Origin of the sequence: Streptomyces lomondensis (assembly GCF_014651035.1) — a bacterium.
Lineage (GTDB): Bacteria > Actinomycetota > Actinomycetes > Streptomycetales > Streptomycetaceae > Streptomyces > Streptomyces lomondensis.
This window is the reverse complement of sequence record NZ_BMWC01000005.1, coordinates 293,067-306,144: the sequence shown is the minus strand read 5'-3', so window position 1 is coordinate 306,144 and position 13,078 is coordinate 293,067. Positions and strand designations below refer to the sequence as shown.

Here is a 13,078-nt window from a genome sequence, read left to right as displayed (position 1 = left end):
GGCTGGGTCCGCTGAAACCCGTCACCCGAACTTGGAGACCCGCATGGCACCCGGCCTTCCCACCGCCATGGACCGACCGCACTTCATCGGGATCGGTGGGGCCGGGATGTCGGGGATCGCGAAGATCCTCGCGCAGCGCGGGGCCGTCGTGGCGGGCAGTGATGCCAAGGAGTCGGCGACGGCCGAGGCGCTGCGGGCGCTGGGCGTGACCGTGCACATCGGGCACGCGGCGGAGCATCTGGCCGACGACGCCAGCTGTGTGGTCGTGTCGTCGGCGATCCGGCAGGACAACCCCGAGCTGGCCCGCGCGGCCGAGCTGGGCATTCCCGTCGTGCACCGGTCCGACGCGCTCGCCGCGCTGATGGACGGGCTGCGGCCCATCGCCGTCGCCGGTACGCACGGCAAGACGACCACGACCTCGATGCTGGCCGTGTCGCTGAGCGAGCTGGGGCTGAAGCCGTCGTACGCGATCGGCGGCGACCTGGACGCGCCCGGCTCCAACGCGCTGCACGGCGAGGGCGAGATCTTCGTCGCCGAGGCGGACGAGTCGGACCGCAGCTTCCACAAGTACGCGCCCGAGGTCGCGATCGTCCTCAACGTCGAGCTCGACCACCACGCCAACTACGCGTCGATGGACGAGATCTACGAGTCCTTCGAGACGTTCGTGGACCGCGTCACCGAGGACGGCACGCTGGTGATCTCCGCCGACCACGAGGGCGCGCGCGAGCTGACCCGGCGGGTCGCGGGCCGAGGCGTGCGGGTGGTGACGTACGGCGAGTCCGAGGACGCCGCCGTGCGCGTCCTGTCGGTCGTGCCGCAGGGGCTGAAGAGCGAGGTCACCGTGGTGCTGGAGGGCGAGGAGCTCACCTTCGCGGTGTCCGTCCCCGGCCGGCACTACGCGCACAACGCGGTGGCCGCCCTGGCGGCGGGTGCGGCCCTCGGCGTCCCGGCGGCCGAGCTGGCCCCGGCGCTGGCGGCGTACACGGGCGTTAAGCGGCGGCTCCAGCTGAAGGGCGAGGCCGCGGGCGTGCAGGTCATCGACTCCTACGCGCACCACCCCACCGAGATGACCGCCGACCTGGAGGCGATGCGCGCCGCGGCGGGCGAGTCGCGGATCCTTGTCGTCTTCCAGCCGCACCTGTTCTCGCGGACGCAGGAGCTGGGCAAGGAGATGGGGCAGTCGCTGGCCCTCGCGGACGCCTCCGTGGTGCTGGACATCTACCCCGCCCGTGAGGACCCGATCCCCGGCGTGACGAGCGAGCTGATCATCGAGGCGGCCCGGGCGGCGGGCGCGGACGTGACGCCGCTGCACGACAAGGCGGACGTCCCCGCGGTGATCGCGGGAATGGCGAAGCCGGGAGATCTCGTTCTCACCATGGGAGCGGGCGACGTCACCGACCTCGGCCCGCTGATCCTGAACCGTCTGTCGAACTGAGGGGCTGAGGCTCATGCCGTACGACGTGGAGAAGCCGGACGAGCAGTGGCGCGCGGAGCTGACCCCGGGCGAGTACGCCGTCCTGCGGCAGGCGGCCACGGAGCCCGCCTTCACCGGTGAGTACACCGACACCAAGACCGAGGGCGTCTACTCCTGCCGTGCCTGCGGCGCGGAGCTGTTCACCTCGGACACGAAGTTCGAGTCGCACTGCGGCTGGCCGTCCTTCTTCGACCCGAAGGACTCCGACGCGGTGGAACTGATCGAGGACCGTTCCCACGGCATGGTCCGCACCGAGGTGCGGTGCGCGCGGTGCGGCTCGCATCTCGGGCACGTGTTCGCGGGCGAGGGCTACCCGACGCCCACGGACCAGCGGTACTGCATCAACAGCATCGCGCTGCGGCTGACGCCCGAGGAGGGCTGAGGGCGGCGCTCAGCGGATCCGGCACTCCTTCTGCGTGAGGGGGGCCATGTTCCCCGCGGTGCGGCTGCACACCACCCGGGTCGTGGCGGTGCCGTCGTCGGTGCGGCGGACCTGCTTGAGGACGATGCTGTGGCCGGTGCGGTCCCCGTACAGCGGGGCCCGGGTGAAGTCGATGGTGCCGGTGGCCATGCCCTTGATCTTCACGTTGCGCAGGTTCACCCAGGTCGAGGCGCGGCTCTGGGGCCGGTCGTCGCGGCTGGCCGCGTAGTACAGGGCGCGGGTCGCGTCGTGGGCCAGGGCGGTCTGGCCGCTGGCCAGGGCGGGGCTGTTGTAGCGCAGGAGCCGGTCCTTCGGGCCCGGGAGGTAGGCGGTGGCCTCACGGTAGAAGGCCGTCGTGGCGGCGGCCCTCTCCAGCTCGGCCAGGGCCGCGTGGTACAGCGTGACCTCCGGCGCGACGGAGTGGCCGCCGCCGGCGAAGTCCGCCTTGGACAGGTCGTCGCCGGTGAGGATGGCCAGGGGCTTTCCGGCACAGCCCGGTTCGGTGCCGAGCTGGGTCATCAGGGGATCGATGTCCTCCACCCGCCCCGCGAAGTAGATCACCGACGGGACCCGGCCGTCCCGGCAGATCTCCTGGGCGTGCGAGCGGAGTTCCGGCTTTCCGCCGCTGAGGCGGTAACGGCGCTGGTCGAGCGGCGTGAAGCCCTGCCGGCGCAGCATCCGCTGGCCGTAGAACGCCTGTTCGTCGGTGTACAGGTCGTCGGTCTTCGCCGTGTCGCGGGCCAGGACGAGGGCGTACTGCCGCCGGCCGGGTGTGCGTAACTGGGCGGCGATCAGGCCGAGTTGCTCGGTCTGCCACTTGTCTGTGGCGGCGAGGCTGAACCAGTTGGCGAACTCGCGGGGCAGATAGGTGGCGGAGTTCGTGCCGGAGACGATCGGCAGGCCCGCCTCCATCAGCGTGCGCGTCGTCGCCCTGCTCGACTTCAGGTCGCGGCCGGTGCCGACGACCCCCACCACGGTCGGGTCGTCGGCGGCGTAGGCGGCGATCGCCTCGGCCATCTCCTCCTGGTGGCCGAGGTCCACGCCGCCGTTGGCGAGCAGGACCCGCAGCTTCACGCTGGAGTTCTTGTTGATGACGGCCTGCGCCAGGTACACGCCCGCCAGTTCCTCGGCGCCCTTCACCAGCGAGGAGCCGTCCGCGGGGCCGGCGCTGAGCGGGCCGGCGTAGACGACGGTGACGTAGTTGCCGCGGTGGTGGGCGAGGACATCCGCGTTCCGCCGGGCGATGCGGTCCTCCAGCTCGTCCACCGTCCAGGGCGTCTCGTCGTCGGCCGTCAGCGCCTGGAGGTCGTCGCCGGGGTCGGGCGCGGGCAGCCAGTCGGCGAAGCGGACGCCGTCCGTCGCTATGCCGACGCACTCCGTGCCGCCGGCGGGTGCCGGCGCGCGCCGGGTGTCCCGGTTGGCGGTCAGGACGGACGCCGAGCAGTAGCGGTCGTCCAGGGCGTCGGCCCGCATCACGATTCCGGCGGCCAGCAGGGCGACCACCAGGACCAGGGTGTGCAGGGCCCATACCAGCCGGGCGAACGTCGGCCGGGCGGAGGCCCGCAGATGGCGGTGGCGCTCCTCGACGGGGGCCAGCTGGTCGTGCGGCACCGGGATCTTCATCACCCAGGGCAGCACGGACCGCTCCCGGCTGGGCGACTGCTCGGCGCGCAGGTTGCGTCCCCACTCGCGGTACCAGGTGCGCAGCCGCTCGCCGAACCGGGGCGGCGCGGTGTCCGGGTCGGGTGTCGTCTGCACCACGCTGCGCTCCAGGCGCGGCACGTCGTGCGAGCGCACGGCGGCGACGACGAGCAGCGGGTCCAGCTCGCTGCGCCGGCTGCGGACGTCGCTGATGGCCCGGATCAGTTCGATGCCGCCGTTGTCCTCGTCCGCGCGGGGCAGGAACAGCATCGGCGGGCGCGGCCGTTTGAAGCCGCGCAGGTCCCAGCTCCAGCGGCGGTGGTTGTCCCGCAGGTCCTCGCGCAGCGCCAGCACGCACAGCTGGAGGTGGAAGTCGTCGCCCGCCTTGAGCGCCTCGGCCACGTCGTACGCCCGGGCCGCGATCGCCTTCCAGGACCGCACCGGCCGCAGCAGCGAGACCTCGGTGGGTTCGTCCTGGTCCGCCGCCCTGAGGAAGGTGGTCGTCATGAACCAGCGGCTCTCCCGGCGCAGCCACAGGAAGATCGGCGCCCGTCCCGGCAGGACGTAGTTGAGGACGGTCAGCAGCAGCAGGAAGGCGAGGCCGGCGGCCACCGCCATATACCAGTCGCTGCGCGCCAGGAGTGCGGCGAGTACGGTCACGAGGCTCGCCGGGAGGATGTGCGCCATGTCGAACAGCGGCAGGCCCGAGCGCCAGCGCGCGGTGTTCCGCGGCCGCCAGCGCTGCTGCGCCAGCTGGTTCAGCAGCAGCTGGCGCTGGTCCTGCCCGGCCTCGGGGCCGTCCGCGGCGCCGAGTGCCGTGACCGCGTCGTCGATGGCGTGCACCAGCCGCAGCCGTGGGAAGGCGTAGCGCCGGTAGACCGCCTTCTGGCCGTCCCATTTCTTCGGGTCGCTCAGCGCCCGCACCATGGCCGCGGCCCGGCGCACCTCCGTGGTGCCGTCGTATCTGTCCTGTGCCAGCGCGCAGCGGGTGCCGTGTGCCTCCTGGCCCGCGTGCAGCTGCCGGACCAGCCCCGCGACCGCCTCGTCGTCCGCGCTCTCCTGTGCGTGCACGACGAACACCGGCATCGGCGGCTCGGTGCTCGTCCGGAAGTCCCGGATGAGGATTTCCAGCTGATCCTGGAGGTGGACCCCGGCGCTGCTCTCCGGCATGCCGTCGTGGCCCCCAGGACAGTCCGGCGGCGTGCGATCGCTGTTCACCATGGGCAACCCCCGTTCGCCATCGGTGACTTACGAGGCTAACGGCTGCGGCTGGGGTGCGAGTGGGTGACGCAGGAACTTCAGGAGCGTTTCAGCCGGTCCGGCTCCCCCGAGGATGCTGAATGAGTGATCCATCGTCCGGTTGACATTTGGCTCAACGAGCCAGAGGATTCCCGGAGTGACCCACTCCGCGCACCTGCCCCCCGGCCTCGACGAGGCCGCCCACCGCTGCCTCGTCGCCGGTTTCGCCGGCACCACGACCGTGCCCGACACCCTCAAGCGGCTCGTCGACCGGGGGCTCGGCGGGGTCATCCTCTTCACGCGGAACGTGCGCGACGCGCAGCAGGTGCGGCAGCTCACCGACACGCTGCGGTCCCTGCGGCCGGACCTGATCGTGGCCATCGACAACGAGGGCGGCGGCATCGGCCACCTGGTCGGCGCGGGCGCGCCCGACGTGCCCGGCTCCTACGCCCTCGGCGTCGCCGACGACCCGGCGCTCACCGCCCGCTGCGCCGACGCGCTCGCCGGGCACCTGGCCACCCTCGGCATCACCGCCGCCTACGCCCCCGTCGCCGACCTCCAGCACCATCCGCGCAACCCGATCGTGCGCACCCGGTCCTTCGGCGCCGAACCCGCGCGGGCCGCCCGTCATCTGCGGGCCTGGATCGAGGCCACCGAGCGGCGGGGCGTCGCCTCCTGCGCCAAGCACTTTCCCGGGCACGGCGGCACCGAGACCGACAGCCACCACGGCATCGCCGTCGACCCCCGGCCGCTCGACGAACTGCGAGCCGACCTCGAACCGTTCCGCGCGGCCGTCGGCGCCGGCGTGCCGATGATCATGAGCGCGCATGTCGTCTTCCCGGCCCTGGACCCCGAGCGGCCCGCCACCCTGAGCCGGCGCATCCTGGGCGATCTGCTCCGCCACGAGCTGGACTTCGACGGGGTCCTGGTCAGCGACGCGCTGGAGATGAGGGCGATAGCCGACCGCTACGGCGAGGCCGCCGGGGCGCGGATCGCCCTCGCCGCGGGTGCCGACCAGGTCATCGTCGCCGTGCCGGACCTGGAGACCACCCTGGCCTGCCGGGACGCGGTGCTCGGCGCGCTGCGCTCCGGCGTGCTCCCCGAGGAGCGGATACGGGAGGCCGAGGCGCGGGTGCGGCGGCTCGCCGAGCGGTACGCCGCTCCGGCCGGGGCGGTCGACGGCTGGGACGCGGAGGCCGGGCTGGAGGCGGCCCGCCGGGCCGTGCGCGGCCGGCCGGTGCCGCCGGCCGTGCGGGGCGCCCATGTCGTCGACCTCTTCCCGCCGCCGCACCCCGCGCTCAACTGGGGCGGCGAGGACCTGCTGACCGAGGTGCGCGCCGTCGATCCCACCGCCTCGGGCACCGCGGTCACCGAGGAGCCGGCGGAACCGGTCGCCGCCGTGGAGCGGATCCTGCGCGCGTGCGGTGACGCGCCGCTGGTCGTCGCCACCTGCGATGCCGGGTTGCACCCCTGGCAGGAGCGGCTGCGCACCGCCCTGCTGGCCCGGCGGCCCGATGCCGTCACGGTGGACACCGGGCTGCCGGAGGGCGGTGCGCTGTGCTCCTACGGGCGGGGGCGGGCGAATCTGCGGGCCGTCGCCGAGGCGCTGGCGGGAGCCTGAGTTCTCACGGCACCCGGACGAGCTCCTTGATGCCGCGCGCCGCCAGGTACGCGGCGTCGTCCGCCCGCGCGGCCAGGACCACCGCCGGGAGCGCGCCCGTAGCGCGCAGCTCCATCCACGCCTCGAAGTACGCGCCTCCCGGGCCGGAGACGGAGCGGGTGGCCGGCGTGCAGTCCAGCACCAGGGCCGTGTCGCGGGGGCGGGCCGGGTGGTGCCCGGCGCGGACCTCGGCGACGGTCTCGGCCAGGGCCGTGGCGATCGGCTTGGCGCGGCCCCGGGAGTCGAACAGGCCCAGGGTGTACTCCAGTTCCGGGTAGTCGGCGAGGGACCGGTCCACGTCGTGGGAGCACCACCACGTCACGCCCCACAGCCCCTCGCACCCGGCGGCGTTGCGGACGGTCGCCCGGGCGAAGTCCGGGGCGTCGGCCGCCGGGATGTGGGGCTCCGGGGCGCCCGTCTCCTGGACCCAGACCGGGCGGTCCGGGTCCTCTGCGTAGGCCTTGGCGAGTTCCGTGCCGTACTCGGCGAGGTGCCGCACCTGCGGGGAGCGGGGGCCGTAGCGGCGGGCGCAGTCGCCGGAGAACACCCAGGGGTGGACGGTCGTCACGTCGCCCTTGCGGGCCGAGGCCTCGGGCGTGAAGGGGTGGTCGTCGCCGTACCAGGCGGCGTCGTAGGCGGAGTGGGTCGCGAGCCGGTCCGGCGGCAGGTGCTCGCGGGCGGCGGCCAGCAGGGTGTCGAGGTAGCGGTCCACCTCGGCCGGGGTCACCGGGTTGTGCTCGACCAGGTTGTTCAGCTCGTTGCCGAGCTGGAGCCCGATGAGGTTGGGGCGGCCGGCGAGGGCGCGGCCGAGGGTCCGCATCAGCTCGGCCTGGGCGGCTACGGCCTCCGGGTCGGTGAAGACGTTGCGGTGGTGCCAGCTGCGGGTCCACTCCGGGTAGAAGTCGAAGCTGGACAGATGCCCCTGCACGCCGTCCACCAGGACGTCGAGGCCGGCCTCGCCCGCCACGTCGACCAGACGGGCCAGCTGGTCCACGGCAGCGGGGCGGATGAACGTGCGGTTGGGCTGGAGCAGCGGCCACAGGTGGAAGACCCGGACGTGGTCGAGGCCGAGCGCGGCGATCTGGTCCAGGTCCTCGCGGGCGTGCGCCGGGTCGAAGTCGTGCCAGGCATGGAACCAGCCGCGGCGGGGCGTGTAGTTGACGCCGAAGCGGAGCGTAGGGATGGGATCCTCCTCGGGTCGAGTCTTGCCCTGCGTGAATGCATCAATCACCATAGTCGGCGATGGGTAATGAATTGAACCAGGAGTGTCAAGGCGCCGCCTCCTTGGTCATCGGTCTCGACGCGGGCGGCACGCGCACCCGGGCGGTCCTGGCGACCGCCGAGGACGGACGTCCGCTGGGCGAAGGCGCCGCCGGGCCCGGCAACGCCCTGACCGTTCCGGTGCCGCAGCTCACCGAGCACCTCGCCGAGGCCGTCGCGCAGGCCGTGCCCGAGCCCTGCCGGGGCAGGGTCGTGGCCGTGGCGGGCGGATTCGCGGGCGCCACGGACGCCGCCGCCGACGAACCGGGGCGGCGCAACGCCCTGGCCGCCCTGACGGCCGCCCTGCGCCGGCTCGGCATCGACGCCGGTCCGCCCGTCGTCAGCAGCGACATCGAGGCGGCCTTCGCCTCCGCCCCCGGGGCACCGGCCGACGGTCTCGCCCTGGTGGCCGGCACGGGCGCGGTCGCCATGCGCATCACCGGACGCCGCGGCACCGCCACCGTGGACGGCGACGGCTGGCTCCTCGGCGACGACGGCAGCGGCTTCTGGATCGGCCGGGCGGCGGTACGGGCCGCCCTGCGGATGGCCGACGGCAGGGGCGCGGCGACGGTGCTGGCGGCGACGGTGGGGCGGGAGCTGGGCGTGCCGGAAGAGGTACTGCCCGGCGGGCCGTCGCTCACCGCGGCCGGCGGTGTCGTGGTCCGGCCCCTCGGCGAGGACGCCCCGCACGAGGCCGGTGGTGGCCCTGGAGACTCGCCGGGCGGTGCCGGGTACGGGCTCCCGCCCCGTGCGGGTGGTCCGGGAGGCTCGCCGGGCGCCGGCGGGTATGGCCTCCCGCCCCGTGCCGGTGGCCTGGGGGACTCGCCGGGCGGTGCCGGGTACGGCCCCTCACCCCACGCCGGCACCCCCTGGTCCCGCGCCCACCGCGAGGCCTACCGCAGGCATCTGCTCCCCGCCGTCATGGCCGAGCCTCCCATCCGGCTGGCACGGCTCGCACCCCTGGTCGCCGCGGCGGCCGGGGACGCCGTCGCCCTGGCCATCCTGGACGAGGCCGCCGACCATCTCACCGCGACGGTCGGGGCCCTGGAGCCCGGCCCCGGGGAGCGGGTCGTAGCGACCGGCGGACTGCTCGGCCCGGACGGCCCCCTCACCACCCGCCTCGAAACCCGCCTGCACGCCCTCGGCCTGACCCTCGACTGGGTCCCCGACGGCTGCCGGGGGGCCGTCGCCCTGGCCCGCATCGCCCACGGGGACCGCACATGACCGTCACCACGCTCCTCTACCGGGACCCCGCCGCCCCCGTCGACGCCCGCGTCCGCGACCTGCTCTCCCGGATGACCCTGCGCGAGAAGGCCGGACAGCTCAACCAGCGCATGTACGGCTGGGACGCCTACCGCCGCACCCCCGACGGCCGCTTCGAGCTCACCGACGCCCTGTACGCCGAGACCGAGCGCTTCGCCGGACTCGGCGCGCTGTACGGGCTGCTGCGCGCCGACGCCTGGTCCGGGGTCGACCACGTCGGCGGATCCGGCGCCGCCGACGGCGCGGAACTCGCCCACCTCGTCCAGCGGCACGTCGTCGAGACCAGCCGGCTCGGCATACCGGCGCTGTTCGTCGAGGAGGTGCCGCACGGCCACATGGCCCTCGACGGCACGGTCCTGCCCGTCAACCTGGCCGTCGGCGCCACCTGGGACCCCGGGCTGTACGAGCGCGCCGCCGCCCATGCCGCCGCCGAACTGCGCGCCCGCGGCGGCCATGTCGCCCTGGTCTCCGCCCTGGACATCGCCCGGGACCCGCGCTGGGGCCGGACCGAGGAGTGCTTCGGTGAGGACCCGTACCTGGCCGCCCGGCTCACCGAGGCCCTCGTCCGCGGCATGCAGGGGGAGCCGGACGAGTTCTTCGCCCCCGACAAGGCTCCCGTCGTCCTCAAGCACTTCGCCGGGCAGGGCGCCACCGTCGGCGGCCGCAACTCCGCCGAGTCCGAACTCGGGCTCCGGGAGCTGCACGAGATCCACCTGCCCGCCGTCCGCGCCGGTGTCCGGGCCGGAGCCGCCGCCGTCATGGCCGCCTACAACGAGGTCGACGGGATGCCCTGCTGCGGCAACCGCGCCCTGCTCACCGGGCTGCTGCGGGAGCGCTGGGGTTTCGACGGGCTCGTCATGGCGGACGGACTGGCCGTGGACCGGCTGGCCCGCGTCACCGGCGACCGGGTCTCGGCCGGCGCCCTCGCGCTCCACGCCGGCGTCGACCTCAGCCTGTGGGACGAGGGCTTCACGCACCTGGAGGAGGCGGTCGAGCGGGGGCTGGTGAGCGAGGAGGCCCTGGACGAGGCCGTCGCGCGGGTCCTGCGGCTCAAGTTCCGCCTGGGGCTGTTCGAACAGCCGTACAGTGCGGGCCCGTTCCCGGACCCCGCCGCCGGACGCGACCTGAGCACCGCCCTCGCCCGCGCCGCCGTCACCCTCCTCCACGACGACCAGGGCGTGCTGCCCCTGTCGGGCGCCGCCCGTATCGCGGTCCTGGGCCCGCACGCCGACACCGTCGCCCACCAGCTCGGCGACTACACCGCCCCCCAGCGCCCCGGCACCGGCACCAGCGTCCTCGACGCACTGCGGCGGACCGGCGCCGACGTACGCCACGCGCGCGGGTGCGCCCTCACCGGCGACGACCTGTCCGGCCTCCCCGAGGCGATCGCCGAGGCCGCCGCCTCCGACGTGGCCGTGCTCGTGCTGGGCGGCAGCAGCGCCCGTACGCCGGACACGGAGTTCGACGCCAACGGGGCCGCGCGCACCGTCGTGTCCGAGATGACCTGCGGCGAGGGCGTCGACCTCGCGGGGCTGCGGCTCGGCGGCGCCCAGCACACCCTGCTCGACGCCGTGACCGCGACCGGCACCCCCACGGTCGTCGTCCTCGTCCAGGGCCGCCCGCACGCCGTCCCCGAGGCCGCCGAGCGGGCCGCCGCGCTGCTCACCGCCTGGTACCCGGGCCCGTGGGGCGGCGAGGCGATCGCCGAGGTGCTGCTCGGCCGGGCCGAGCCCCTCGGCCGGCTGCCCGTCTCGGTGCCGCGCTCGGCGGGGCAACTGCCCGTCTACTACAACCACAAGGACACCGAGTACGGCGGCTACGTCGACGACAGCGCCGAGCCGCTCTACTCCTTCGGCCACGGGCTGTCGTACACGAGCTTCGCCTACGGCCCGCCGCGGCTGTCGGGGCGGACCGTTGAGGCCGACGTCACCAACACGGGGGAGCGGCACGGGCGTACCGTCGCCCAGCTGTACATCCGCCGGCTCGTCACCCCGGTCTGGCCGCGCACGCTCGAACTCCGGGGGTTCCGGGCCGTCGACCTGGCGCCGGGCGAGTGCCGTACGGTCGTGTTCGCCCTGGGGGCGGAGCAACTGGCCCAGGTGGGAGCGGACCTGGAGACGGCGGTGCCGCCCGGCACGGTCGAGATCCGCGTGGCGGAGTCGGCGCGCCGGGCTCTGACCGCCGTACCGGTCGGGCTCCGGGTCGGTCAGAGCTTCACGGAACCCGACGAGACGCCCTTGTAGAACCACCGCTGGGTGATGACGAACAGCACCAGCACCGGGATCACGGAGATCACCGAACCGGCCATCACCATCCGCTGGTCGTAGCCGAACGACGAGGTCTGCAGCCGCGCCAGTCCCAGGGTCAGCGTGAAGTGGTCCTCGGTGCGCAGCACGATCAGCGGCCACAGGAAGTCGTCCCAGGCGCTGATGAAGGTGTTGATGGTGACGACGAGGATCGCGCCGTAGGCGGACGGCAGATACAGGTACCGGAAGCGTTTCCACTCGCCCGCGCCGTCCAGCATGGCCGCGTCCTCGATCTCGCGCGGCACGGCGAGGAACGCCGCCCGCATGATGAGGACGTTGATCGCGGCGACAAAGCCGGGCAGCCAGACGCCGACCAGGTTGTCGACGAGGCCCATGTCCCGGATGCTCAGGAACAGCGAGACCATGATCGACTCGAACGGGAACATCATGGACGCCAGCAGCACCACCCAGACCAGCTTGCGCCCCTTCCAGCCGGGCTTGGACAGCATGTAGCCGGCCATGGTGGAGAAGACGAGCTGGCTGGTGATGGACAGCAGGGCGACGAACACGCTGTTCCGGATGTACGTCCACACCGGGACCTGGTCGAAGACCTCGCGGTACGCCCGCAGCGACGGTTGGTGCGGGAACAGCGAGGCGCCCGCTCCGAAGACGTCCTCGCCCGCGCCCTTCAGGGACGACAACAGCTGCCACAGCAGCGGGCCGATGGTGATGAAGAGGACGAACACCAGCAGCAGGTAGCGGACGACGAGTTCGCGCGGGCGGCCGTAGTCGCGCCAGCGGGGCATCAGACGGCGGCGCTTGTCGACGGCGGTCGTCATGCCTCGTCCTCCTTCGTCAGGCGCTGGGCGAGCAGCGTGAGGCCAAGGGTGAGTGCGAACAGGGCGACGCTGACGGCGGCGCCGTAGCCGGCGTTGCCGGTGAGCGGGTCGAGGCCGACGTCGCGGATGTAGAAGGGGAGCGTGCGGTCGGCGCCGCCGGGGCCGCCGGTGGAGCCGCCGAGCATGTAGATCTCGGTGAAGACCCTGAGCGAGCCGATGCCGGTCAGCGTGCCGACCAGCATCATCGACTGGCGTACGCCGGGCACGGTGATGTGCCAGAAGCGGCGCACGGCGCCCGCCCCGTCCACGGCCGCCGCCTCGTGCAGCTCCCTGGGGACGTTCCCGAGCGCGGCCAGGTAGAAGATCATGTACCAGCCGAGGCCCTTCCACAGCGTCAGGCCCATCGCCGAGAGCAGGATCAGCCACGAGTCCGACAGGAACGGGATGGCCTCGCGGATGATGTGGGCCTTCTGCAGCCAGGTGTTGACCAGCCCCTGGTCGCTCAGCAGCCACTGCCAGCTCAGGCCGACGACCACGCTGGAAGCCAGGACCGGCGTGTAGAAGGCGGAGCGGAAGAAGCCGATGCCCGGCAGGTTCTTCTCCACCAGGATCGCGAGCAGCAGCGGCAGCAGCACCATCAGCGGGACGACGATCAGCGCGTACAGCAGGCTGTTGCGGGTGGCGAGCCAGAAGTCCGGGTCGCTCAGCATCCGCCGGTAGTTCTCCAGGCCGACGACGTCGTAGGCGCCGCCGAGCGGCTTGGCGTCGGTGAAGGAGACGACGACCGTGTTGAGGAACGGGAAGACCCCGAACACGGTCGCGCCGACGATCGCCGGGGTCATCCACAGCCAGGGCAGCCACCAGCGGCGGTACAGCGCCGCGCCCCCCGCGTCCGCGCTCGGGCCGGGCGTCACGAAGCGGAGGGCGCGGCGCACGGGCCCCGGCGAGCGGTACGACGGGGAAGCGCCGGGGCCGCGGGCGCCCGCACCCGGGGGAGCGGGGACGGGCGCCTTGTGCACGGTCGGTTGGGTCATC

Annotated in this window: 9 protein-coding genes; 5 read left to right on the top strand and 4 right to left on the bottom strand. The window is 73.6% G+C overall.

Annotation, left to right across the window (positions count from 1 at the left end; genetic code table 11):
* Nucleotides 1-43 precede the first annotated feature (43 nt).
* Complete coding sequence (murC, locus tag IE255_RS19660) at nucleotides 44-1,435, top strand: UDP-N-acetylmuramate--L-alanine ligase (protein ID WP_190051623.1); 1,392 nt, start codon at nucleotides 44-46, stop codon at nucleotides 1,433-1,435.
* Nucleotides 1,436-1,448: 13 nt separating this feature from the next.
* A complete protein-coding gene (msrB, locus tag IE255_RS19655; protein WP_190051622.1) occupies nucleotides 1,449-1,856 on the top strand; it encodes a peptide-methionine (R)-S-oxide reductase MsrB in 408 nt (135 codons plus the stop codon).
* Between the two features lie 9 nt (nucleotides 1,857-1,865).
* Here msrB and IE255_RS19650 read toward each other — a convergent pair whose 3' ends face one another.
* Entirely contained in the window at nucleotides 1,866-4,706 is a 2,841-nt protein-coding gene (locus IE255_RS19650; RefSeq protein ID WP_229906488.1) for an ABC transporter substrate-binding protein, read from the bottom strand.
* Between the two features lie 226 nt (nucleotides 4,707-4,932).
* Between IE255_RS19650 and IE255_RS19645 the strand changes: the two genes are divergently transcribed.
* Entirely contained in the window at nucleotides 4,933-6,396 is a 1,464-nt protein-coding gene (locus tag IE255_RS19645) for a glycoside hydrolase family 3 N-terminal domain-containing protein (protein ID WP_229906487.1), read from the top strand.
* Between the two features lie 4 nt (nucleotides 6,397-6,400).
* On the opposite strand, the gene IE255_RS19640 is transcribed toward IE255_RS19645, so the two are convergent.
* Nucleotides 6,401-7,669 carry a glycoside hydrolase 5 family protein gene (locus IE255_RS19640; RefSeq protein ID WP_190051620.1) on the bottom strand — a complete coding sequence of 423 codons (1,269 nt, stop codon included), beginning with the start codon at nucleotides 7,667-7,669 and terminating at the stop codon, nucleotides 6,401-6,403.
* Between the two features lie 8 nt (nucleotides 7,670-7,677).
* Between IE255_RS19640 and IE255_RS19635 the strand changes: the two genes are divergently transcribed.
* Nucleotides 7,678-8,919 (top strand): N-acetylglucosamine kinase, encoded by a 1,242-nt coding sequence (locus tag IE255_RS19635; protein WP_190051619.1) that lies wholly within the window; start codon nucleotides 7,678-7,680, stop codon nucleotides 8,917-8,919.
* Complete coding sequence (locus IE255_RS19630) at nucleotides 8,916-11,201, top strand: glycoside hydrolase family 3 N-terminal domain-containing protein (RefSeq protein ID WP_190051618.1); 2,286 nt, start codon at nucleotides 8,916-8,918, stop codon at nucleotides 11,199-11,201. Before IE255_RS19635 ends, IE255_RS19630 begins: the two co-directional genes overlap by 4 nt.
* Here the strand turns inward: IE255_RS19630 and IE255_RS19625 are convergent.
* Together IE255_RS19625 and IE255_RS19620 are read right to left on the bottom strand one after the other, a co-directional pair.
* On the bottom strand, nucleotides 11,165-12,043 hold the full coding sequence (locus IE255_RS19625; RefSeq protein ID WP_190051617.1) for a carbohydrate ABC transporter permease: 879 nt from the start codon (nucleotides 12,041-12,043) through the stop codon (nucleotides 11,165-11,167). The genes IE255_RS19630 and IE255_RS19625 overlap by 37 nt on opposite strands.
* Complete coding sequence (locus IE255_RS19620; protein ID WP_190051616.1) at nucleotides 12,040-13,077, bottom strand: carbohydrate ABC transporter permease; 1,038 nt, start codon at nucleotides 13,075-13,077, stop codon at nucleotides 12,040-12,042. The genes IE255_RS19625 and IE255_RS19620 overlap by 4 nt, the downstream gene beginning before the upstream one ends.
* Nucleotide 13,078: the final 1 nt, after the last annotated feature.